The sequence below is a fragment of the Erythrobacter donghaensis genome (assembly GCF_002155425.1).
In the GTDB taxonomy this organism is placed as follows: domain Bacteria; phylum Pseudomonadota; class Alphaproteobacteria; order Sphingomonadales; family Sphingomonadaceae; genus Erythrobacter; species Erythrobacter donghaensis.
Genome location: NZ_MUYG01000007.1, coordinates 35,677 through 57,854, shown reverse-complemented (window position 1 = coordinate 57,854; position 22,178 = coordinate 35,677). Strand labels below are relative to the sequence as shown.

At 65.7% G+C, this 22,178-nt stretch carries 22 protein-coding genes; 11 read left to right on the top strand and 11 right to left on the bottom strand.

Annotation, left to right across the window (positions count from 1 at the left end; translation table 11 throughout):
• Position 1 precedes the first annotated feature (1 nt).
• From dxs to rpe, 7 genes are all read right to left on the bottom strand, one after another.
• The gene (gene dxs / locus BZF59_RS03205) at positions 2 to 1,933 is read right to left on the bottom strand and encodes a 1-deoxy-D-xylulose-5-phosphate synthase (RefSeq protein WP_086606816.1); all 1,932 of its coding nucleotides are present in this window, start codon (positions 1,931 to 1,933) and stop codon (positions 2 to 4) included.
• Positions 1,934 to 2,152: 219 nt separating this feature from the next.
• On the bottom strand, positions 2,153 to 2,617 hold the full coding sequence (locus BZF59_RS03200) for a Fur family transcriptional regulator (protein WP_086606815.1): 465 nt from the start codon (positions 2,615 to 2,617) through the stop codon (positions 2,153 to 2,155).
• A gap of 56 nt (positions 2,618 to 2,673) precedes the next feature.
• Positions 2,674 to 3,354: a peptide-methionine (S)-S-oxide reductase MsrA gene (gene msrA, locus BZF59_RS03195; RefSeq protein ID WP_086606814.1), complete on the bottom strand. Its 681-nt coding sequence runs from the start codon at positions 3,352 to 3,354 to the stop codon at positions 2,674 to 2,676.
• A 13-nt stretch (positions 3,355 to 3,367) separates the two neighbouring features.
• Positions 3,368 to 3,553 (bottom strand): hypothetical protein, encoded by a 186-nt coding sequence (locus BZF59_RS03190; RefSeq protein ID WP_086606813.1) that lies wholly within the window; start codon positions 3,551 to 3,553, stop codon positions 3,368 to 3,370.
• Between the two features lie 447 nt (positions 3,554 to 4,000).
• A complete protein-coding gene (purH, locus tag BZF59_RS03185; RefSeq protein ID WP_086606812.1) occupies positions 4,001 to 5,602 on the bottom strand; it encodes a bifunctional phosphoribosylaminoimidazolecarboxamide formyltransferase/IMP cyclohydrolase in 1,602 nt (533 codons plus the stop codon).
• Positions 5,603 to 5,610: 8 nt separating this feature from the next.
• Positions 5,611 to 7,485 (bottom strand): heparinase II/III family protein, encoded by a 1,875-nt coding sequence (locus tag BZF59_RS03180; RefSeq protein ID WP_086606811.1) that lies wholly within the window; start codon positions 7,483 to 7,485, stop codon positions 5,611 to 5,613.
• The gene (rpe, locus tag BZF59_RS03175; protein ID WP_086606810.1) at positions 7,485 to 8,147 is read right to left on the bottom strand and encodes a ribulose-phosphate 3-epimerase; all 663 of its coding nucleotides are present in this window, start codon (positions 8,145 to 8,147) and stop codon (positions 7,485 to 7,487) included. Before rpe ends, BZF59_RS03180 begins: the two co-directional genes overlap by 1 nt.
• Before the next feature lie 219 nt (positions 8,148 to 8,366).
• Between rpe and BZF59_RS03170 the strand changes: the two genes are divergently transcribed.
• Complete coding sequence (locus tag BZF59_RS03170; RefSeq protein ID WP_245805999.1) at positions 8,367 to 8,903, top strand: DUF2141 domain-containing protein; 537 nt, start codon at positions 8,367 to 8,369, stop codon at positions 8,901 to 8,903.
• A gap of 6 nt (positions 8,904 to 8,909) precedes the next feature.
• Here BZF59_RS03170 and BZF59_RS03165 read toward each other — a convergent pair whose 3' ends face one another.
• The 3 genes from BZF59_RS03165 to BZF59_RS03155 form a co-directional block, all read right to left on the bottom strand.
• Positions 8,910 to 9,824 (bottom strand): hypothetical protein, encoded by a 915-nt coding sequence (locus tag BZF59_RS03165; RefSeq protein WP_086606809.1) that lies wholly within the window; start codon positions 9,822 to 9,824, stop codon positions 8,910 to 8,912.
• 10 nt (positions 9,825 to 9,834) lie between these two features.
• Positions 9,835 to 10,869: a diacylglycerol/lipid kinase family protein gene (locus BZF59_RS03160; protein WP_086606808.1), complete on the bottom strand. Its 1,035-nt coding sequence runs from the start codon at positions 10,867 to 10,869 to the stop codon at positions 9,835 to 9,837.
• 201 nt (positions 10,870 to 11,070) lie between these two features.
• On the bottom strand, positions 11,071 to 11,511 hold the full coding sequence (locus BZF59_RS03155) for an Lrp/AsnC family transcriptional regulator (RefSeq protein WP_086606807.1): 441 nt from the start codon (positions 11,509 to 11,511) through the stop codon (positions 11,071 to 11,073).
• A 136-nt stretch (positions 11,512 to 11,647) separates the two neighbouring features.
• Here BZF59_RS03155 and ald point away from each other — a divergent pair, with 136 nt between their 5' ends.
• The 5 genes from ald to BZF59_RS03130 all read left to right on the top strand — a co-directional run bounded on the left by ald (position 11,648) and on the right by BZF59_RS03130 (position 17,723).
• Entirely contained in the window at positions 11,648 to 12,742 is a 1,095-nt protein-coding gene (ald, locus tag BZF59_RS03150; protein WP_086606806.1) for an alanine dehydrogenase, read from the top strand.
• Between the two features lie 69 nt (positions 12,743 to 12,811).
• Positions 12,812 to 13,252, top strand: coding sequence for an RrF2 family transcriptional regulator (locus tag BZF59_RS03145; RefSeq protein WP_086606805.1), 441 nt, complete (start codon positions 12,812 to 12,814; stop codon positions 13,250 to 13,252).
• 308 nt (positions 13,253 to 13,560) lie between these two features.
• Positions 13,561 to 14,334, top strand: a complete 774-nt coding sequence (locus BZF59_RS03140) for a sulfite exporter TauE/SafE family protein (RefSeq protein WP_086606804.1) — start codon at positions 13,561 to 13,563, stop codon at positions 14,332 to 14,334.
• A gap of 27 nt (positions 14,335 to 14,361) precedes the next feature.
• Entirely contained in the window at positions 14,362 to 15,165 is an 804-nt protein-coding gene (locus BZF59_RS03135; protein ID WP_086606803.1) for a lipid II flippase family protein, read from the top strand.
• Positions 15,166 to 15,413: 248 nt separating this feature from the next.
• Positions 15,414 to 17,723, top strand: coding sequence for a serine/threonine-protein kinase (locus BZF59_RS03130; protein ID WP_086606802.1), 2,310 nt, complete (start codon positions 15,414 to 15,416; stop codon positions 17,721 to 17,723).
• On the opposite strand, the gene BZF59_RS03125 is transcribed toward BZF59_RS03130, so the two are convergent.
• Positions 17,718 to 18,263, bottom strand: a complete 546-nt coding sequence (locus BZF59_RS03125) for an ECF-type sigma factor (protein WP_158094265.1) — start codon at positions 18,261 to 18,263, stop codon at positions 17,718 to 17,720. The genes BZF59_RS03130 and BZF59_RS03125 overlap by 6 nt on opposite strands.
• Positions 18,264 to 18,604: 341 nt before the next feature.
• Between BZF59_RS03125 and BZF59_RS03120 the strand changes: the two genes are divergently transcribed.
• The 5 genes from BZF59_RS03120 (at position 18,605) to BZF59_RS03105 (ending at position 22,170) form a co-directional block, all read left to right on the top strand.
• A complete protein-coding gene (locus tag BZF59_RS03120) occupies positions 18,605 to 19,030 on the top strand; it encodes a DUF4402 domain-containing protein (protein ID WP_158094264.1) in 426 nt (141 codons plus the stop codon).
• A gap of 14 nt (positions 19,031 to 19,044) precedes the next feature.
• On the top strand, positions 19,045 to 19,734 hold the full coding sequence (locus tag BZF59_RS15985) for a hypothetical protein (RefSeq protein WP_143738078.1): 690 nt from the start codon (positions 19,045 to 19,047) through the stop codon (positions 19,732 to 19,734).
• Between the two features lie 103 nt (positions 19,735 to 19,837).
• The gene (locus BZF59_RS03110; protein WP_143738077.1) at positions 19,838 to 20,509 is read left to right on the top strand and encodes a hypothetical protein; all 672 of its coding nucleotides are present in this window, start codon (positions 19,838 to 19,840) and stop codon (positions 20,507 to 20,509) included.
• 61 nt (positions 20,510 to 20,570) lie between these two features.
• Positions 20,571 to 21,248, top strand: a complete 678-nt coding sequence (locus tag BZF59_RS15980; protein WP_143738076.1) for a hypothetical protein — start codon at positions 20,571 to 20,573, stop codon at positions 21,246 to 21,248.
• A gap of 67 nt (positions 21,249 to 21,315) precedes the next feature.
• The gene (locus BZF59_RS03105) at positions 21,316 to 22,170 is read left to right on the top strand and encodes a fimbrial biogenesis chaperone (RefSeq protein WP_158094263.1); all 855 of its coding nucleotides are present in this window, start codon (positions 21,316 to 21,318) and stop codon (positions 22,168 to 22,170) included.
• Positions 22,171 to 22,178: the final 8 nt, after the last annotated feature.

The window sequence follows — 22,178 nt, the reverse complement described above, 5'->3', positions numbered from 1 at the left end:
CTCAGGCACGCGCCTCTTCGCCCGATTCGATCCCGGCGCTGTTGTGCTTCAGCGCTTTCAGCACCGTGTCGACAATCTGCGGGGCGTTGAGCCCGGCCTCGTCATACTGCTTCATCGGATCATCGTGATCGATGAAGGTATCGGGCAGGCGCAGCGTCCTCACCTTCAGCCCGTTGTCCGTGAGCCCCGAGTCGCTGGCAAAGGTCAGCACGTGCGCGCCGAGGCCGCCGATCGCGCCTTCCTCGACGGTGACGATCACCTCATGGCTGCGCATCAGCTTGGCGATCAGCTCTTCGTCCAATGGCTTGGCGAAGCGCAGGTCGGCGACGGTGGTGGAGAGCCCCTTGGCCTCCAGCGTGTCGGCGGCCTTCAGCGCCTCGGTCAGACGTGCGCCCAGCGAGAGGATCGCGACCTTCGAGCCTTCGCGGACCAACCGGCCCTTGCCGATTTCGAGCTTCACCGGAACCTCGGGCAGAGGCACCCCGGTGCCGTTGCCGCGAGGGTAGCGGAAGGCGATGGGCCCGGCGTCGTACTCGGCGGCGGTATAGGTCATGTGGACCAGCTCCGCCTCGTCGGCGGCGGCCATTACGACCATGTTTGGCAGGGTGGCGAGATAGGTGATGTCGAAGCTGCCCGCGTGTGTGGCCCCGTCCGCGCCGACCAGCCCCGCGCGGTCGATGGCGAAGCGCACGGGCAGATTCTGGATGCACACGTCGTGCACCACCTGATCATAGGCGCGCTGGAGGAAGGTGGAGTAGATCGCGGCGAAGGGCCGCATGCCCTCGGCCGCGAGGCCCGCGGCGAAGGTCACTGCGTGCTGTTCGGCGATGCCGACATCGAAGGTGCGCGTGGGGTGCGCCTTGGCGAACTTGTCGACCCCGGTGCCGCTCGGCATCGCGGCGGTGATCGCGCAGATGCGGTCATCGGTCTCAGCGAGCTTCGCCAGCGTCAGGCCGAACACGTCCTGATAGGCCGGCGCACTCGGCGCGCTCTTGGCCTTCTCGCCGGTGACGACGTTGAACTTCGGCACCCCGTGATACTTGTCGGCCGAGTTTTCGGCCGGGGCATAGCCCTTGCCCTTTTCGGTCACGACATGGATCAGCACCGGGCCTTCGCTGGTATCGCGCACGTTCTCCAGCACCGGGAGCAGGTGATCGAGATTGTGCCCGTCGATCGGGCCGACGTAGTAAAAGCCCAGTTCCTCGAACAGCGTCCCGCCGGTCACCATGCCGCGGGTGAATTCCTCGGCCTTGCCGATCGCACCGTGGAGACGGCGGCTCATCTTCTGGATCGTCCGGCTGGCGAGGCTGCGGATGCCGAGATATTCGCTCGAAGACACCATCCGCGCGAGATAGGCCGAGAGGCCTCCCACCGGTGGGGCGATCGACATGTCGTTGTCGTTGAGGATCACGATCAGCCGGTTGCCCGCCTGCGCGGCGTTGTTCATCGCCTCGTAGGCCATGCCCGCGCTCATCGAGCCATCGCCGATCACCGCAATCCCGCGGCCGGGCTTGCCCTGAAGTTTGTTGGCGATGGCAAAGCCCAGCGCCGCCGAGATCGAGGTCGAGGAGTGCGCCGCGCCGAAGGGATCGTATTCGCTCTCGGAGCGCTTGGTGAAGCCCGAAAGCCCCCCGCCCTGCCGCAAGGTGCGGATGCGGTCGCGTCGCCCGGTGATGATCTTGTGCGGATAGCACTGGTGGCCCACGTCCCACACCAGCTTGTCGTCGGGCGTGTTGAAAACGTAGTGAATCGCGACCGTTAGTTCGACCACGCCGAGGCCGGAGCCGAGGTGGCCCCCCGAGACGCTGACCGCGTCGATCATTTCGGCACGCAATTCGTCGGCAAGCTGGCGGAGTTGTTCAGGCTTGAGGCGGCGCAGATCGTGGGGAGTGTCAACCTGATCGAGCAGCGGAGTGTAAGGCGGTTGTGTCATAACCACCAGCCTTACACTTCGAAAACGAGCCTGTCGATTGAAGGCTTGAGGTGGATCAAATCGTGCGTACCTATTTGCGTGCCCGCCTCCGCAGGCACGTGTGCCGCCTGCGGCGACACAGCTTCGCTTCCCTCGGTGCTGTTCCCTCCGCTACGCTACCGGGCACCTGCGGCTCGCGCGCGAGCGCTCGCCGCCCGTCCTTTGGCGGGCCAGGGAAGCCTACGCACACGCCTTGCACAGCCCGCGGATCTCCAGCACCGGGCGCTCGGCCCTGAAGCTTCGCGCGGCGGCGATGGCGCGGACGGCGCGGCTGACCTCTTCGTCGTCGACGTGGGCAGCCTCGCCGCATTCGTCGCAGACCAGAAAGATGCAGTCATGCGCGCAGCCCGGGTGGGTGTTGGCGAGATAGGCGTTGGCGCTCTCGACCCGCATGGCGAGGTTGTTGCTCACGAACAGGTCGAGGATGCGATAGACCGAGTTGGGCGCGACCCGCTTGCCGCGCGCGGCGGAGAGGTTGTCGGCGATGTCATAGGCCGAAACCGGACGCTCGTGCCGGGCGAGCTCGGCGAACACCGCCTCGCGCATCGAGGTCCATTGCTCCCCCCCCGCGACCAGCGCACGCGCCGCCTCCGCGACCAGATCGGGGCCGGTGTGTTCGTGGTGGCTGTGCGTGTGCTGTCCCATATCTCGCGATATAATGAGATAGGGCGGCTTGTGCCAGCCTCGGCTGCGTAGGGGTTTTACCCGGCGTCGCGCAGGAAGGCGGCGCGGTAGAGCGTGGGGAACTTCACCTTAAGCGCGGCGACCTTGGGCGCGTCCCACCGCACGATGTAACCGTGCTTGGGGTTCTTCGCCATGAAGTTCTGATGATAGCCTTCCGCGGGGTAGAACGCCTTGTAGGGCTCGATCCGGGTGACGATCGGCTTTGTCCACACGCCTGAGGTGCCCATCTGGGCGAGATAGGCCTTGGCGACAGCGGCCTGCTCGGCATTCGTCGGCACGATCGCGCTGCGGTAATGCGCGCCCACGTCGGGCCCCTGACGGTTCTTGAGGGTGGGATCGGCGACCACGGAGAAGAAGATTCGCAGCAGCTGATCATAGCGCACGATGGACGGGTCGTAGGTGATCTTCACGCTTTCCGCGTGGTCACTGGCGCCGCTTGAGACGATGTCGTATTTGGCGCTTGCGGCATTGCCGCCGTGATAGCCGGACACCGCAGCGGTCACGCCCTTGGTGTGGCTGAACACCGCCTCGACGCCCCAGAAGCAGCCACCGGCGAAAACCGCGGTCTTGAGGCCGGGCTGTTCCTTGGCGACGCGCGTGGCGGCGGGGGCGTTGAAAACCTCCTCGGCGTGCGCGGGGCCTGCGCAGGCGGACAGGGCCAGCGTGGCGGCGGCGAGGAGAGCAGCGGCTTTATGCATGAAATCGGCGTCCTTACGGCGCGATCACGAACTCCGCGGACGGAGCGTCGGCGCGCTGCGCGGGGGAGGACATCTCCGCCGCCTGTGCGGGCGATTCCGTCAGGCCCCAGTCGTCCGCATTCGCGCCAACCACCAGCACCGCACCGAGCACGAAGCCGATGCCGAAATGGCGGAAGAGGTCGGAGGAGAGGAGGCGCATGGAATTGACTCGTGATTGCTTGGTTGCCGCTTGTTCTTTTGACCGCAGCCGAATTGCCGCGGGATGAACATGGTCGGCAGGCCCGTATTCAGCCGCGGGCCTGCAATAGTTACGAAAGGGCTGAGAAAAAGTTGCGTCGCGCCACCGGGTCAGCCGAAGCGTTCCCGGCGTGCGGCGAAATTTTGGGTGAGGTGCGCCGCTCCTTGGAACAAGACGAATAGCTTAGCCTATGGGTCACATCGGCCCGCAGGGCCGCGAGCGCACGCGCGCGAGCCGCAGGCGCTCGATCCTGCAAGGATCGAAACGCGCCGAGGACGAAGGGGCGGATGCCCCTTCGCAAAACAAACGGCAACGCCGCAAGGCCGACCGGCCGCCCGCAGGCGCTCGATCCCGCAGGGATCGAAACGCGCCGAGGACGAGGGCGCGGATGCGCCCTCGCAGCACAAATCAGTGCCGGAAATGCCGCATCCCGGTGAAGACCATCGCGAGGCCGGCTTCATCGGCGGCGGCGATCACTTCGTCGTCGCGGATCGAGCCGCCGGGCTGGATCACCGCGGTCGCGCCTGCTTCGGCGGCGGAGATCAGCCCGTCGGCGAAAGGGAAGAACGCGTCCGAGGCGACCGCGCTGCCTTGGGTGCGCGGGGCGGCCCAGCCGTGGGTCTCGGCGGCTTCACGCGCCTTGATCGCGGCGATGCGCGCCGAATCGCGGCGGTTCATCTGGCCCGCGCCAATCCCGGCGGTCGCGCCGTCCTTGGCATAGACGATGGCGTTGGACTTCACGTGGCGGGCGACCGTCCAGGCGAACAGGCAGTCCTTCAATTCCTGGTCGGTGGGCGCGCGCTTGGTGACGACCTTGAGATCGTCCGCGCTGATCGCCCCATTGTCGCGCGACTGGATCAGCACGCCCCCGGCGATGGTCTTGAGCGCGAGGCCGCCGCGGCGCGGGCTCGGCAGTGCGCCGCATTCGAGCAGGCGCAGGTTCTTCTTCTTCGCGAAGATCTCGCGCGCTTCGGCGCTGACCGAGGGCGCGATGACGACCTCGGTGAAGATCGCGCTGATCGCTTCGGCGGTGGCGGCATCGAGCTCGGTATTCACGGCAACGATCCCGCCGAAGGCCGAGACGCTATCGCAGGCCAGCGCCGCTTCCCACGCCGTCAGCAGCGAGCCGCCTTGCGCCACGCCGCAAGGATTGGCGTGCTTGACGATTACCACGGCGGGCTCCTGCCCGGCAAACTCCGCCGCCAGTTCCAGCGCGGCATCAGCGTCGTTGAGGTTGTTGTAAGAGAGCTCCTTGCCCTGCAGCTGGCTTGCCTGCGGCACGCCCGCGGTGCCCGCCACCTGCGGCACATAGATCGCCGCCGACTGGTGCGGGTTTTCGCCATAGCGCAGCGTATCGGCACGCTTCAGCGCCATCGGCAGGGTTTCGGGGAACAGCGTCGGCTCATCCGAAGCAGCGGGCGAGAAGGCGAACCAGCTGGCGATCGCCGAATCATAGGCCGCGGTGCGGGCATAGGCCTTGCCCGCCATCCGCGTGCGGAAGGCCTGCGTCGTCGCGCCGCCATTCGCTTCCATTTCCGCGACCAGCGTGGCGTAGTCCGCCGGGTCGGTGAGGATCGTCACGAAGCCATGGTTCTTCGCAGCCGAGCGCACCATCGAAGGCCCGCCGATGTCGATATTCTCGATCACTTCCGCGCGGTCTGCACCCTTCGCCACGGTCGCCTCGAAGGGATAGAGGTTGACCACAACGAGGTCGATGGCGCCGATTCCGTGGGCCTCCATCGCGGCGACGTGTTCGGGATTGTCGCGCAGCGCCAGCAGTCCGCCGTGGACCGTGGGGTGGAGGGTCTTGACCCGGCCGTCCATCATCTCGGGGAAACCGGTGAGGTCGGAGACGTCCTTCACCGTCAGCCCCGCATCACGCAAGGCCTTGGCCGTGCCGCCAGTGCTCACCAGCTCGACGCCTCTTGCGGCCAGTTCGCGGCCCAGTTCGGCCAAACCGCTCTTGTCGGACACTGAGAGCAGCGCCCGCTTGATCACACCGTCCGCCATGATGGAATCTATCCTGTCTTCCTGAAGCGCCAGGAGAATTGCCCCCCGCTGCGCAATGCCAGTCCCTCGATCACCAGCTGCTCGGTCGCGTGGGGTCGGCCGTCGCCGTCGACCCACAGGCTGTCCTCGGCAGACAGGGTGATCTCGCCGGCCCCGCCCCTATCCCCGCCGAGCCGGAATTGCCAGAGCCGACCGTCGGGCAAAAGCAGGCTTGCGCCGCGCTTGTCGGGCGACAGCTGCACCTCGACCCCGCGCCCGAGGTGGAAGCGCAGCGCAAAGCCGATCTTGCCGCGCTTTCCGCTCTTGCCCGCAGGGACGAGGATATCCTCGCCCGCCAGTTCGGTGCCGTCGCCCGAGAGCGTCAGGATGCGCTGGTGGGTGAGGCCGAAGCGCCCTGCATAGCCATCATGCGCGGCCTCGATCCGGGTCGCTTCGCGAAAGCCTGGGCGGGCGATCTGGCGGCGGTCGAACTCTACCGTCTCGACCCCCTTGCCCAGCTGGCCGTGGAGCTGGACCGCCGTGGAATTGGCGTTGTCGAGCACCAGCGTCGAGAAGGCGGCGGTGGCGCGCAGGGCCTGTCCGATGCGCGCGGGCACCTGACCGCCCGCCAGCGCCGCGCCGCCGCAATTGACGATGATCCGCTGCGGGCCGTCCGAAAGCTCGAAGGCGAGGGTGGAGGCGCAGCCGGTGCGGGCATGCTTCGCGCGCGGCGGCGGGGCGGTGTCGAATTGCAGCAGCGTGTCGCCCGCCTTGATCCGCTGATAGCCCCACGCCCGGGCGAGCGCGAGCGGGCGGGTGCGCACGCCGCTCGCCTCGATCACGGCATTGACCCGGTCGGCACCGATCGCGCCCTGCCCCTGCCAGTTGCCCAGCGCGCCGTCGCCGTGGCGCAGCGCCAACAGCGGCGGCACCAGCAGCTCGCGCATAACGCCAAGCGCCGGGGGCGGCGTGACGTCGGTGGCCTCGTAACAGGCGACCAGGTCGGTCAGCAGCCGGATCGCGTCCAATTGCGCGGCGGGGCAGCGCGACAGCACGCCGCCATCCTCGCCCACCATGTCGCCCAGCGCCTTGACCAGCCCCGCCTCGCCGAACAGCCGCCGCGGCTTGCCGTGGGGGAGCAGCAGCCCCGCCGCCACGACCCCCGCAAAGGCCGCGACCTGTCCGAAGCCGGCAGGCTCCTTGGGTGCGCGCTTGTCGAGCCAGCTGGCGGCCTGGGCGATGGCGGCAAGCAGGCGCGACTTCAGCGTCTTGTCGTTGCCGCCCAGCATCAGCGGGGCGTGGATGAGCCATGCCAGCAGCCTGAGACCTGCAAGCTCGGTCTCCCACGCGGGGCCCTTGCCGGGCTGAGAATGGGCGTGGAGCCACTGGCCCGCGATCCGTTCGGCCACTGCAGCTCCGTCGGCGCGGCTGGCGCTGGCGGCAAGATCAGCGAGCCAGCCGAAGCCGTGCACCACCCGCTCCACGCCGGGCGCATGGTGCGCGGAGAGCGAAAAATCGAAGCTGGCGATCGGCAGGCGCACCCCGTGGATCAGGAAGTGCCCGGCGCGCAGAGCCGTGCCCGCTGCGCGGTCGCCGCGATTGGGGCTCTCCACGGTGGCCAGCACCCGCACCGCCTGCGGGCGGCGGAAGGGGGCAGCGATGGCGTGACCGGGGATGCCGATGCGATAGGCGAGCCTGACCAGCGCCTCGCCCGGCCCGCTGCGCGGCGCGATCACGTCGGTCAGCGCCAGCGCGCGCGACGGTTCCTGCGGCGGCGAGATCTCGGCGGTCGCCTCGGCAGTCGGCTCCTGCCCTTCGGCGAGCGTCAGTGACGGCGCGTCGGCGACCCGCTCCACCAGCGCCTCGGCCCGTGCGGCGGCGGGGGAGCGCAGCAGCGTCGCCATCAGCGCGCCGCCTTCAGGCCTGCGATATTGGCGGCGTAGTGATCCGGCCCGCCCTTGAAGGTGGCCGAGCCCGCCACCAGCACATCGGCCCCGGCCTCCACACACATTCGCGCGGTCTCGGCATTCACGCCGCCATCGACTTCGAGGTGGATCGCCCTGCCCGAGCGGGTGATCATCGAGCGGATGCGCGCGATCTTGTCCAATTGCGATGGGATGAAGCTCTGCCCGCCGAAACCGGGGTTGACGCTCATGACGAGGATCAGGTCAGCCAGGTCCATCAGATTGTCGAGCACTTCGACCGGCGTGCCGGGGTTGATCACCACGCCCGCCTTCTTGCCGAGCGCCTTGATCGCCTGCAGCGTGCGGTGGATGTGCGGCCCGGCCTCGGGATGGACGGTGATGATGTCCGCCCCTGCCTCGGCAAAGGCCTGAAGGTAGGGATCGACCGGGGCGATCATCAGGTGCACGTCGAAGGGCTTCGTCGTATGCGGGCGCAGCGCCTTGATGACGTCTGGGCCTATGGTGATGTTGGGCACGAAATGGCCGTCCATCACGTCGATATGGATCCAGTCCGCACCCGCCGCATCGACAGCGCGCACTTCCTCGCCCAGCCGCGCGAAATCGGCCGAAAGGATCGAGGGAGAGATCAGCGGAGCTGGCATGGCGCGGGTAAGGGCCCTTTTGTGACGCATTGCCAGCCATACGGGAGGCGCGAATCGGGCGACAAGGCGCATTCTCGGGCTTTTCCACCGTCTCCCGCCCTTATCCGGGTCAATTAAGCCGCAATTCAGGCGGATTGCCCCATAGCCGCGCCAGACACCTCTCCGCCACCGACAGCGCGCACCTGCTTGCGCGCCGGCACCCCACCTCTTATTCCCGAGATGACCATGACCAACCGCCTGCTCTCTTTCCGCATTCCCGATTGGCCCATGCTCGGCACCGGCCTGGTTCTGGCCGGTGCGATGGTGGCCGCGCCGCTCGCCGCGCAGAGCTATACCTATGCGCGCAGCATGGCCAACGATCCCGGCCAGTGCGCCGCGGGCAAGGGCCCGGCGGTGCGCGTGACGGTGACGGGTCTCAAGTCGTCCGAGGGCAACCTCTTCGTGCGCGCCTACCCTGCACGCAGCAGCGACTGGCTGGAGAGCAAGCGCTACGTCATGCGCGTCGATGCCCGCCCGCAGGCTGGCAGCGTGACCGTGTGCGTGCCGCTGCCCGCCACGGGCGATTTCGCCATCGCGGTGCACCATGACGTCAATGGCAACCGCAAGTCCGATCTGTCGGACGGGGCGGGGATGTCGAACAATCCGGGGATCCGCAAGATCCTTGGCCTCGTTCCGCGTCCGCCTTCGGTCGAGAAGGTGCGCTTCAATGCCGGTCAGGGCGTCACCCGGATGACGATCAGCGTCCAGTATATGTGATCGGGGCTACCCGCCGCTACGCTGGCGGCGGCGGTGCTGGCTCAGATCCCACAACACCTGCGGCGCGGCCAGCAGCGGCCAGCGCTCGCGGAACGGTGTCAGCTTGACCGGCATTCCGGTGTGCCGCTCGATCTTCCACGCGGCATAGCGCGCCGCGCCTTCGAAGGTGGTGCTGGCCTTGACGAGGCGCAGCAGGTTCAAAGGCTTGCCCATCCGCCGGCGGCGCTTCCACCAGCCGATGATGCGCGCGCGCTCGGCCGGCATCAGGCGCGGGGTGAGGATCGCGCCGTGCAGGCCGGGAGGGATTCCGCCCGCCTCCAGCGCCAGCGGCAGCAGCCCGGCAAAATGATCGGCATTGACGGCGAGAATGTCGTCCTCGCGCCCCTGCTTCTCGACCCGGAATTCGGCGCTGTAGGTCGCGCGGAACAGCGCGCGCCAATAGTCCTCGGCCGTGCCGCTGACCGGGCCCAGGGCGGCGGCGAGGCGCGCGGCGGTGACGGCAGCGGCCGCGATCGCGGCGACGACTTCGGCGCGGGCCCCCTCGTCCTCGGCCCAGATCAGCGCGGAAGGCTGCACGAAGCGCGCCCAGATGGTGGTGTCGGTCAATTCGCCGCTCGCCGCGCGGGCGAAGGTGGCGAGGCACATGGTGGCAAGCTTGGCGCGCAGCACCGTGCCCTCATGCGCTCGCTCGTGATAGGAGACGGTCGGCCAGATTGCGGCTTCACGCGTCCCGGGCAGCAAGACGTAGAAATCGAGCACCCCGTCGAGCGATCCGGTGCGCAGGTTCGATCCGTAGAACAGCACCGCCCGCGCCCCTGCGGCATCGGCCAGCGCCTGCGCGAAAGCGGCGACGGCGGGATCGACGGGTGCGGCGAGGCGCGCGGCGATCCGTTCGGCCAGCGCCTCGGCGCTACCGCTCATGGCGCGACGCTCATGGGGCTACGAAGGCGAGCTCCGGCCCCTGCTCGATGCGGTATTCGCCCGCCGGGAAGGCCTCACCATCAAGGATGAACTGATCGTCGATGTCGAGGCTGAACTGGGTCGCGGCAAGCTGGTGGATGCCGCGTTCGCGCAGGGAGCCGCGCAGCTTGCCCATCAGCACTAGCGGGACGAGCGCGGTGGTGCGGCGCGAGATCTGATCGACCGCCACCAGCTTCAGCCCGTTCTTGAGCGCGCCGAAGGGCTTGATCCCGGCTGGGAGCCGTTCCAGCGTCGAGGCGAAGAGCAGCTGGCGCATCGCCGGATCGCCGTGCCCGCTATGCGCCATCGGCGCATCCGCCGCGCCGAGCCCGATGCGCATCCCGGCACCCTTGCGCCAGGCATTGCCGCGCCCGGCAAACAGCGATTGCAGCAGCGCCCACACGCCCGTGACCGCCACCACCATGGAATCGAACGCGCCCAGCTTGTGCGCGCTCTGTCCGGCCTGAGTTGCCTTGGTGAAGGCCCCTGCGCCAAGGATGAAGCCCGCCACGCGCGAGTCCGGCTCTTCGGCACGGGCGACCGTCATCGGGCGGCGCCACACGCGGCTGCCGTGGTCGAGCGCGTCGATCGCGTCCTGCAAGGTCCAGTCGTCGGGAATGCCGAGATCGACCGTCAGCGCATTGGTCTTGCCCTTGGGGAGCACCGCGATGGCGGGCCAGTCGTCGCCGAAGATCGCCTGCCCGCAGGTCAGCACGTCACGCACCGTGCCGTCACCGCCGTTGATCACCAGCAGGTCGATGCCCTTCTCGGCGAATTCGGTCAGCGCCAGCGGCAATTGCCCGCGTTCGCGCGGCTGGGCGATGTGGACATGGGGGCACAGCCCGCAGTCGAAATCCGCGCCGAGATTGCGGTGGCTGCGCGGGTTGTAGATCACGCCGACAGTGGGCGCCTGCCCCGCATCGCGCACCCGCCGGGCGCGGGCGCGCGTCTTGGTCGCCGGGTCCACCCGCGGAACATGCGCAAATTCATAGATCGGGGTGGCCATGCGCGTCCTATACGTGTCGGAAAACTAACTTTCTACCGCAATCTTGTCCCGCAATTGTAACAAGAACTCCTCGCCAGATCGTTTATCGGCGGCGAAAATCAAGGGGCAGGCGACCAAATCCACTATGCGTGCGACGAGCCTATGTCATTGTTTGGTCGTCAATTTGTCATGATCGCGCCGGTCGCGCGGCGGTGCGCGGAGCTACTCGCCGCTTTCGAGCGTGCGGATCGTGAACTGGCTCACCAGCCGCTGCACACCGGGCAGGGCGGAGAGGATCTCGCGGTGGATGCGCTCGTAACTGTCGCTGTCGGGCACCAGCACCTTGATGAGATAGTCCGACTGCCCGCTCATCAGATAGGCCTCGGCCACCTGCGCGGTGTTTGCCAGCGCGGTCTCGAACGCGAGCATGGTCGCCTGGCGCTGATCGGTGAGGGTGACCGCCACGAACACGGTCGAGGGATTGCCCCGCGCCGCGCGCGACAGCCGTGCCCGGTAGCCGATGATCGCGCCGCTGTCCTCCAGCGCCTTCACCCGCCGATGCGCCGCCGAGGGGCTGAGCCCGACCCGCTCGCCCAGCTGTTCGCCGGTAAGCCGCGAGTCCTCGCGCAGCAGATCAAGAATTTTCCGGTCGATGCGGTCCATATGCGTGAAACCTGCACCTGGTCATAATTTAGCGCAAGATTATCCCGCTTCGTGTCCCGCCGTGCATGATCAACGCCGAGATCGTGCGGCGGCCATATGTTACACTCGCGCGCACAGAAGTTTCAGGAGAGAACCCATGCGCGTCGGCGTCCCCACCGAGATCAAGAACAACGAATACCGCGTCGGCCTCACCCCGGCGGCGGTGGCCGAACTGACCCGCGCGGGGCATACGGTGATGGTGCAGAGCGGGGCCGGGGCCGGGGTCGATTTCGTCGACAGCGCCTATGAGGCCGCGGGCGCAACCATCCTCGCCGATGCGGCGGCTGTGTTCGAAGCCGCAGAGATGATCGTCAAGGTCAAGGAGCCGCAGGCCTCTGAAATCGCCATGCTGCGCCCGCACCATCTGCTGTTCACCTACCTCCACCTCGCGGCCGACAAGCCGCAGGCCGAGGGGCTGATGGCATCGGGCGCGACCTGCATCGCCTACGAAACCGTGACTGCGGCCGATGGCTCGCTGCCGCTGTTGAAGCCGATGTCCGAAGTCGCCGGGCGGATGAGCGTCCAGTGCGGCGCGCATTATCTCGAAAAGCACCAGGGCGGGCGCGGCGTGCTGCTGGGCGGCGTGCCGGGGGTCGAAAAGGGCAAGGTGGTGATCCTCGGCGGCGGGGTCGCCGGGGTCAACGCGGCGCAGATGGCCGTGGGCCTGCGCGCCGACGTGACGATCTTCGACATCTCGCACCGCCGTCTGGCCGAGCTCGACATGAGTTTTGGGGGCACCATCCGCACCGCCTTTTCCAAGTCGGCCGCGATTGCCGAGGCGGTGGCGGCGGCCGATCTGGTGATCGGGGCTGTGCTGGTGCCGGGTGCGGCGGCCCCCAAGCTGGTGACGCGCGAGATGATCGCATCGATGCGCCCCGGCACGGTCGTCGTCGACATCGCGATCGACCAGGGCGGTTGCTTCGAGACCAGCCGCGCGACTACCCACGAAGACCCGGTCTTCACGGTCGACGGGGTGATCCACTACTGCGTCGCCAACATGCCCGGCGCGGTCGCGCGCACCTCGACCATCGCGCTCGGCAATGCGACGCTGCCCTATGTGATGAAGCTCGCGAACATGGGGGCCGAGGCGGCGATGGCGGAAGATCCGTATCTGGCCGAAGGGCTCAATGTCGCCGGCGGCACGATCCGGCACGAGGCCGTGGCCGAGGCGCTGGACCTGCCGCTGGGCTGATCTGCCCCGAGATGGCGTGGGCGGCGGGCGCTTGACCTGATTGCCTACGGGGCGGATAGACAATCGGCGATGCTGTCCCAGAAGACCCGCTACGCCCTGCGCGCGATGCAGCACCTCGCCGATCACTATGGCGAGGGCCCGGTGCAACTCGCCGCGATTGCCGAGGCGCAAAAGATCCCGGCCAAATTCCTGACGGTGATCCTCTCCGAACTGGCCCGTGCCGGGCTGATCGAATCGCAGCGCGGGCGCGACGGGGGCTACTGGCTGGCGATCGCGCCGGTCGACATCACTTACGGCGATCTCATCCGCCACATGCGCGGCAGTCTCGCGCTGGTGCCCTGCGCCAGCCGCTACGCGCATGAGAAGTGCAAGAATTGCCTTGCGGAAGGCGAATGCCGCACCCGCGCGCTGATGCTCGACGTGCGCGACCGCACGGCGCAAATCCTTGACGGCATTCGGCTCTCCGACCCGATCACCCCGGTACCGAGCTTCAGCGAAGACACCGCCTGACCGCCCCATCGCCGGTGCCGTCGCAGCGTCCCGGCGCACACAGCCCACCTTTCGGCGCAGCATCGCAAATCCTTGCGCGAAGCCTATTGTCAATCAAATCACTTGAGTTTAATTCCGTCGCTGCGCACAGGCTCCGCGCAACGAAAGGCCCTTCCATGGACTATGCAGAGAAACACTATTCCACGGGCGGCCTGCTGCCCGAGGCGTCGGCGCTTGTCGGCGAGGGGCGCGATGTCCGACCCCGCATTCGGCGCAGCCGCTCGTCGGACGTGTTCTAACCCTGCTCTTGCGCAGAGAGGACCTGCCTCATGCCTGATATCGTGCCGCTCCTGATCGACATCGCTCCCTTCATCGCCATCGGCATGGCCGCGCAGATGATCGACGGCGCGCTGGGCATGGCTTTCGGGGTCATCACCCAGACCCTGCTGGTCAGCGCGCTGGGCATCCCGCCCGCCGCCGCCTCGGCCAGCGTCCATCTGGTCGAGCTGTTCACCACCGGCGCATCGGGGGCGAGCCATATCTGGCACCGCAATGTCGACTGGGGGCTGTTCAAGCGGCTGGTTCCCTTCGGCGTGCTGGGCGGCGTGGCGGGGACCTATGTCCTGTCGAGCATCGATGCCACGGCCGCGCGGCCCTTCGTGATGATCTATCTGACGGGGATCGGGTTCTACCTGCTGTGGAGGGCGATCCGCCTGTCGCAGCCGCGCTTCGAGGATCCGCGCTACACCCGCCCGCTGGCCGTGGTCGGAGGCTTTCTCGATGCGGCAGGCGGGGGCGGATGGGGGCCGGTGGTGACGAGCAATCTGCTGATCCAGGGCGGCGATCCGCGGAAGATCATCGGCACGGTCAATTCCGCCGAGTTCCTGCTGACCCTGTCGATCTCGATCACCTTTATCGCCACGCTCGGCTTTGCCGCCTTCACGCTGGCCACGGTCGGCCTGATCATCGGCGGCGTCGTTGCGGCGCCGTTCGGCGCGATCCTCGCCAGCCGGGTGCGGCCGCGCGTGCTCTTGCTGGCTGTCGCGATCGTGCTGATCGCCACCAGCAGCTACAGCATCTACAAGGCATGGCCGATCATCTGATCGCGCATCACCCGGGAACGCCGTGCCATGGACACCGAACTGCTTCTGATCTGCGGGCTGACCGCGGTCATCAACCTGATCGGCGCGCTCGCCTATGCCGCGCGGATCGCGGGAGTGCGCACCGGGCGCATCGCACTCTCTTTCGCGCTGTTCAACGTGCTGCTGTTGGTCAGCCGCACCTCGAACGGCTTTCTCGGCCCCTTTCTCGCCAAGCGGATCGAGACCGCGCTGGCCGAAAGTGGAGGCGAGGCATTGCTGTGGGATCTGCGGCTGGTGCTGCTGTCCGCCGCGCTCGCCGTGGCGCTCGGCATCGCGCTGGTGCCGACCGGGCAGCGGCTGTTCGCGGCCGGGATCAGCTTCTTTCAGGCCCGGCGTTCGACAACGCTGCTGCTGCTGCGGAGTGTCACACCGGCGGGGCTGCATACGATCCGGGATTCGGTCGCGTTGCCGAAAGCGGAGACGCTGCGATCGCTCAAGGGACCGCGCGGTGTAAGCTGGCCGGTGCTGATCGCGAATGCCGCTGCGCAGGGCCTGCTGGCGGTGGGCGTGCTCGCCTCGCTTTATGCGGGCTACCTCGTCCCCGAATTCCGCGTCACCGCCTCGCAGATGACCGCGATCGTCAACGGCTTTGCCACGATCTTGCTGTTCGCGCTGATCGACCCGCAGATCTCGGCGCTGACCGACGATGTGGTCGACGGCAGCGTGAGCGAGGCGACCTTCCGCCGCGCGATGATCTGGGTCTCGCTCAGCCGTCTCGCCGGCACACTGCTGGCACAGGCGCTGCTGGTCCCCGCCGCCGTCGCGATCGCCTGGGCGGCAGGCTGGCTGTAAGGCGAGGGACGACGATCGGTCTCGAGCATCCGCCATTGCCCTCGCCCTGCGACTGCGAAGGGCGGGTCCACGTGGAAGTTCGAATCGTCTGGAAAACGCAGCGCGATTCGATACGGTTCGAAGTCAGCGTGAGCGGTGAATGTCTGGGGGCTCGCTTGCGGCTGGATCGCTCCGGGTAGAGCGCGATCTACACTTACGGCCTGTTTCTTCGGGCAACTTCCCCAGTAGGCTTTGCGCGGGGTGGAAGAATGGCGAAGAAGTGGCTGGGTCTTTTTGGAAAGGGACAGCATTCGCCGAGCGCGGGGAACGGTCGAGATTCTCGCATCCCGCTTCAATCCACGGATTCGCCGCCGGAAGCGGGGGGCTCGGGCCTCACGAACTTCATGGCCACCGGCGTGTCGGTGGACGATGGCACCGCGTATGAGGAGGCGTTGCTCGACATCCCGCCACGCGTTGGACCGTGGCGCAGAATATCGCTGCTGGGCCGGGGCGGGATGGGGCAGGTCTGGCTCGTCGAGCGCGACGACGGCACCTATCGGCAGCTCGCGGCACTCAAACTGCTTGCATCGCGCAACCCGATATTGCGGACGCACTTTGCCGAGGAGCGTCAACGTCTTGCCCAGTTGGAGCATCCGCACATAGCCCGGATCGTCGATGGCGGGGATACGGAAGATGGTCGCGCATTCATGGTGATCGACTATGTCGAAGGCCAGCCCATCGACCAATGGTGCACGGCCAATGCGACTGACAGACAGGCCCGGACATCGCTGCTGGTCGATCTTTGCAGCGCCTTGGCCCATGCCCATGGCCGGCTTGTGCTGCATCTGGATATCAAGGCGTCCAATGTCCTCATCAATACGGAGGGGCAACTCAAGCTGATCGATTTCGGCATAGCCGTGCTCATGCCGTCCCATGCTTCCGACGGCGTGCAAGGCACGATCCGGGCGCTGACCCTTGCCACAGCGGCACCCGAACAGCTCGATGGCGGATCGCTGACAGTGGCCACGGACATCTTTCAGGTCGGGATACTCGGCCACCTCTTGCTTGCGGGCAAGCTGCCCGAGCGTGAAGCCGGTGGTTCGGTCACGATCAGGGCGGAGGAAATTGGCGACAAGGACCTGACCGCGATCCTGCGCAAGGCGACACAGGCGGAACCATCGCAACGCTACGCTTCGGCCGATGCTCTGGCGGAGGACCTGATCAACTGGCAGACGAAGCAACCTGTGTCCGCGCGCGAGACCGGCTCACTCTATCGCTCCGGCCTGTTCCTGAGGCGGCATTGGCTTGCCACATCGGCGGTCTTGCTCGCGTTCATCGCCCTCACCGTCGCTTTGTCCGTGAGCATCTGGCAGATGCGCGAGGCGGTCGATGCCAGGAATCTCGCGCTCGCCGAGGAGCAGCGCAGCGACGTCATCCGCGAGTCCGCCTATTTCCTGTTGTCCGACCTGACGTTGCAGGCCGGCGGGGGAGCAACCGTATCGGGCATTTCCGCGGCGGCAGAGACCATGGGTGAGCGTTTCGATCGCTCGCCATCGGAATTCGCGGCTTTGCTTCAGGCTCTTGGCGAATTGCAATACAACCTTTCCGACGACAAGGGCGCGCTTGTCACTCTTGGAAAAGTCATTGAGCGCTCTGGCGAAATTCAGCCCGAAATCCTCGCACAGGCGCAGTACAACGCAGCCCGGTCGCTCGTTCGGCAAGGCGAGTTCGCGGAAGCGGAAGAACTGCTGCTTGAGGCGCAGCGTTTCTGGCGCAGGGATTCGGGGCGATGGTCGACACGACTGCTCGACAGCCGATCGCTCGAAGCACAATTGTTGCGCGGTGAAGATCCGGACGCGGCGCTCGCGTTGCTGCAGTCGACGCTGGCCGAACATATCGGGCAATATGGCGACCGGAACCAGCGTGCCGGGGCATTCTACAACAACATCGGCACAAGCCTTGCGGCCATGAACCGGCTCGATGAAGCCGAGGTTGCCTTCCAGAAAGCGGATGCAATCTGGCGCGAGATTGGCCTTTCGAGCGGTTTCGATGCCCTAAACACCCTCAACAACATCGCCAGCGTCTATCTCTTCCAGAACAAGCCTGACCGCGCCGCCGAGCAATATGCGCGCGCGGTCGAACTGCGGGATCGTCTGTTCGGCCCCTCTGCCGCAACCGGCGCGTTGCATTCGAACTATGGCAAGGCGCTGCTTGCGACAGGCAAGGTCGACGATGCGCTCGAAGAATTTGCCTATGCGGAGAAACTGGCGCTCGAATATTCGGGGGAGGGCACGCCCCTGCACATCGCCGTGCTGCTCGGTCAGGCGGAGGCGCTGGCCCGATCAAACGGGGCCGATCCTCGCGAAAAGCTGCGCGCTGTGGATCGCTATCTGAGCACGATGGGCGATCCGGCGTTGCTGCGCGCGGTGTATCACCTCAGCTTTGCCAAGGTGCTTATCGCCCGGAACACGCCGCGAGAGGCGAAGGCGATGCTGCGCAAGGCTGCGGCGCTGGCGAAGGAAAGCGGCGCGGCGGGAGACCGGATCGGCGCAGAGGCGCAGCGCCTTCTGGGATCATGAAAGGTTTTCCATGCCGAGCTGGGTTGCAAGCCAGCGACGCGCATCATTCCATTCGCGCCGAACGGTTCGTTCCGAAATCGCCAGCAGGAATGCGGCCTCCTGATCGGTCATCCCGCCAAAGTAACGCGCATCGACCACTTGCCGCCAGCGCTTGTTGACGGCGGCCATCCTGTCGAGGAGCAGGGAGATTTCCACGATCCGCTCGGACTGGTCACCGTCGTCGGCCTCGGGCAGTTCATCGGGCACCTGCCGTTTCGCGGCTAGTCGCTGGCGGGCCTGATCGACGATGACCTGACGCATCGCCATCGAAGCGACCGCGAGAAAGTGGCGCGTGGAGGAAAATTCATATCCGTTGTCCAGCTTGAGATAGGCTTCATGCAGGATTTCCAGAGTGACCAGCGTGTTCTGAGGGGCGTGCCGTCTCCGGCGTGATCGAGCGATTTCAATCAGTTCGTCATGGAAGGCGACAACCAGCTTGTCGGCCAGAACCGCGTCACGCGCTTCGTCGTTTTCGGGGCGATCGGGTTCCGCTTGCTCCATGGGGCCGGAATAGCGGTTGCCCCGGTCGCAAATCAATGCCTTGCGCGTTGTGACGCAAACCTTCGGTCCGCGCGACGACCTCTGCGTTGCACCAGGAATCTTTGCCCGATCCATTTTTCTGGCCGGATTTCTGCCCGGACTACGTGATGTAGCGTATGGGGGAATCAAATATCACTTTCGGCCCGCGACACTGCCTGCAACACGGGCGGCGCGGCGGCAGTCCCGGCCCGGCCCGGACTTGGCCTCGGCCGATCGCTGCCGTGTGTCTGGGGGCCGGCGCTTTTGCCTGTGCGGCTTCCGGCTCGGCCGAGGAGGCCGAAACCGGGGCCGGTGCCACTTTTATGCAACCACTGTCGATCGCTGCTGCCCAGCCGCTCGACTTCGGGACGCTCGCGATCCCCGTCACCGGTTCGTGTCTCTATGTGCTCGGGCCGGACTCCAAGCGTTCGACCAGTGGCGGGCTGTGCCAGTTCTTGGGCGGTGACGCCTTGCCCGCAGAATTTGCGCTGACCTGTGCTGCAAATTCGCTGGTGCAGTTTCAGCTGATTTACACGGACGCGGCGCCTGCGGGCGCGGCCTTCGATGCCGCTCCCGAAACGATGGCGATCGACGGAGCAGCCCCCGGCAGCGCCTATCAGGTGCGCCCCTGCGACGCCGACGGAATGAGTGTCGTCAAGGCAGGCGGCGTCATCGAACTGCGGCCCGAGGCCCCCCATCAGTTTTCCGGCCCGGTCGGATCGATCCGGCTGGAGATCGCCTACAATTGAGGGAGTTTGTTCGAATGGTACCGATAGCAGAAGCTCGCGGAATCCCACTGCTTAAGCCCGCCTTGGCATTTGTGCTGATCACAGCCGTGTCAGCATCACCAGTTTTGGCGCAAGTCAGCGACAACGCCAGCGTCGATGCGATAGCGACACTTGAAGAATCGGCGCTGCCGCTGACAGTGACAGGCATCAATGCCCTGAATTTCGGAACAGTCAGAATTCCCAATCGATCCCGCGATGCGCGTAGTTGCCAATACGATATCGCGGCAAACGGCTCGGCCACAATGACAATTGAGGAAGTCGACATCAGCAATGGTCAGGTCATCGATTCCTTGCCTCCCACTCCGTCGAATTGCGATAACTCCGGATCGTTTTCGCCCGCACGCTTTGAGGTTTCCTGTAACCCGGCGACCCCGACATTTTTGCTTTATGAATTCGACGAGACCGCCTTGTCCCTCACGCCTGGTGTGGTTTTCACGCTGTCGAACGATGAGAATATTGTCGCGTTGAATCGCGGTGAAACTGGCAGCGGGTTCGCAAGCGCATTCGATCAGACCCTCGCCGTGACTTGTCCGGAGGGCAACGAGACCGGCCAGACGGCTGGTGAATTCGATGTCGTGTTGGGTGGGCGGCTGACGGTCGGCGTAGAGGCTATCGCACAGGGCAATCTCACCCTTTCGACGCTCACCCTTACGGCCAGCTACTAGGCACAGCCCAATGCCTGCGCAGCGCGCAGCTCCCTCCCCTCTGCCCACAAAACCGACGGGTTCGCACAACCAATCGTAGATCCAGAATCAGGAGCACAGTGAAATGAACTTTCGTCCATTCATGACCCGCAGCGGAATACTCGGTGCCATCGCGGCATTCTTCGCATTCTCGGCTGCGCCCGCCGTGGCGCAGGTCAGCGACAGCGCGACCGTCAATGCAAATGCCGAGCTTCTTGAAGTCACACCCCCGCTTTCGGTGACCGGCACCAGCGACCTCGAGTTCGGCAGCCTCAATATTCCCAACGGCGTCGTCAGCCAGCGCTTCTGTGTCTATGATGTCCCCGCAAACGGAAGTCCGACGCGGGTGGTTTATGAAACCGATACCTCTTTCAATGTAATTGACTCTGTTCTGCCGACACCGTCGAATTGCGATGCATCCGGTTCTTTCGACCCGGCACGCTTCGCGGTCAGTTGCAGCGCCGCGACACCGACAACATTCACCGCGGTGATCGAGGATACCGGTCTCAATAACGGGTTCCTTGTGGAATCGAACGGGATCAAAATCGCTGCCCTTCACAAGGGCGCAACCAACAATGGTTTCGTCAACTCCACGGTATCCAACACCATCGTCGCGACCTGCCCCGATGGTTTCACATCGGGCACCACGGCAGGTGAACTCGACATTCTCGTCGGCGCCCGGCTGGCTCTTGATCTCGCCACCGCCGCAAGTCCTGCGACCAGCACCGGCACGATCACGCTGACCGCAACCTACTGATCGCTCGCCGCCCCGGCCTGTAATCGTCGGGGCGGCTGGCTGATCTTGCCTGGAGGGAAGCATGAAACGTTTGGCAACACTAACTGCAATCCGGCGGTTGAGTATCGCTAGCTTTGCGGTGATTTCGTTTTGGGCCACCGGCGCCTTGGCGCAGGTCAGCGAAAGTGCACAAGTGCCGGTAACCGCCGTTCTTCAGGAAGTGCGGCCGCCATTGGCTGTTGTGGGAACAGAAGCGCTGGACTTCGGAAGGGTGAACATCCCTAGTGGGATTCAGGTCGGGCACGCTTGTGTGTATGATATCAGGGCGATCATTGCCACACAGGTATTCGTGTCAGAGGTCAATTCAGCTGGCAATCTGGTTTCTTCGGTGCTGCCTACACCTTCGAACTGCGAGCAGTCGGGACGATTTCAACCAGCACGGTTCGCCGTAACTTGTAGCCCCTCCGTAGCAGTGACAGTGCTCAACAGCGTTGAAACGAACGTCATTAGCGGAGGTCTTTCAATAGGAAGGTCTGCAAGCGTTGACGTAGCAGCCACTCAGCGAAATGCCCCTAACCGCGTCATACAGCTTTCGGCGACCGGCGACACGATTGTCGTCACTTGTCCCGATGGGTCAGCTTTTGGTTCTACATCGGGTGCCTTCGATGTCGCCATTGGAGGAAAATTGACTGTCACAGAGGTTGCTGCCGCTGGGTTCCAAACAAACATCGCCACCATCACTCTGACAGTGTCCTACTGATCATGACCGCTTCCGAGCGCGATGATCAGCTCAGAAAGACCGCACCATGAGTTATCTCGATAAAGCGATGCTTGGCCTCGCCGCGCTGGCTGTGCCGATTGCAATGGCCATGGCTCAGGACCTCCCCGAAGACGGCCCGCTGCCTTTCGATGCCGTCCCGGCCGATGCGGCCTCCCCGTTTGGCGGGATGGCGATTTCGCCTACCCGCATCATCCTCGATTCGGGGGGACGCGGGCAATCGGTCACGCTCTACAATTCCGGCGGCGAACCCGTCACCTATCGTATCGATCTGATCGAGATGGGCCTTGATGAAGCGGGCAATTACCGGTTGCTCGAAGCGGGCGAGGAAGCCGGCTGGTCCGCCGCGCCCTATCTGCGGTTCTCGCCGCAACAGGTGACCCTGCAACCCGGCGAACGTCAATCGGTGCGCGTGATTGCCCGCGCTCCGCGCAATCTTCCCGCTGGCGAACTGCGCAGCCATCTGCGCTTTTCCTCCATCCCGCTCGTCGCGAATGCCGAAGAGGTTGAAGAACCGGGGGAGACGGAGACAACCGGCGAGCGCAGGGTTTCTGTTTCTGCCAATCTCGACCTGCGAATTTCCATCCCCGTTCTGCTGCGCACCGGCGCGCCCGAAGGGGGCCAGTCGATCCGGTCGGCGACCCGCTCAACGGACAATCCCGAGGCGCTTATCGTCGTTCTCGAACGGACGGGACAGCGTAGCCAGTACGGCATCCTGCGCGCGCTGGACGAGCAGGGCAGCGAAGTCGGCATTCTGCGCGGCATCGCCGTTCTGCCCCCTGCCAACACCCGCACCGTCAGCCTGGCCCTGCGGCCCGGCGCAAAGCCGGTTCGGCTGGTCTTCGATCAAGAAACCGACGGCGGCCGCATTGGAGACAGGCTAGCAGAATATCCACTGCCCTGACCGGCGTG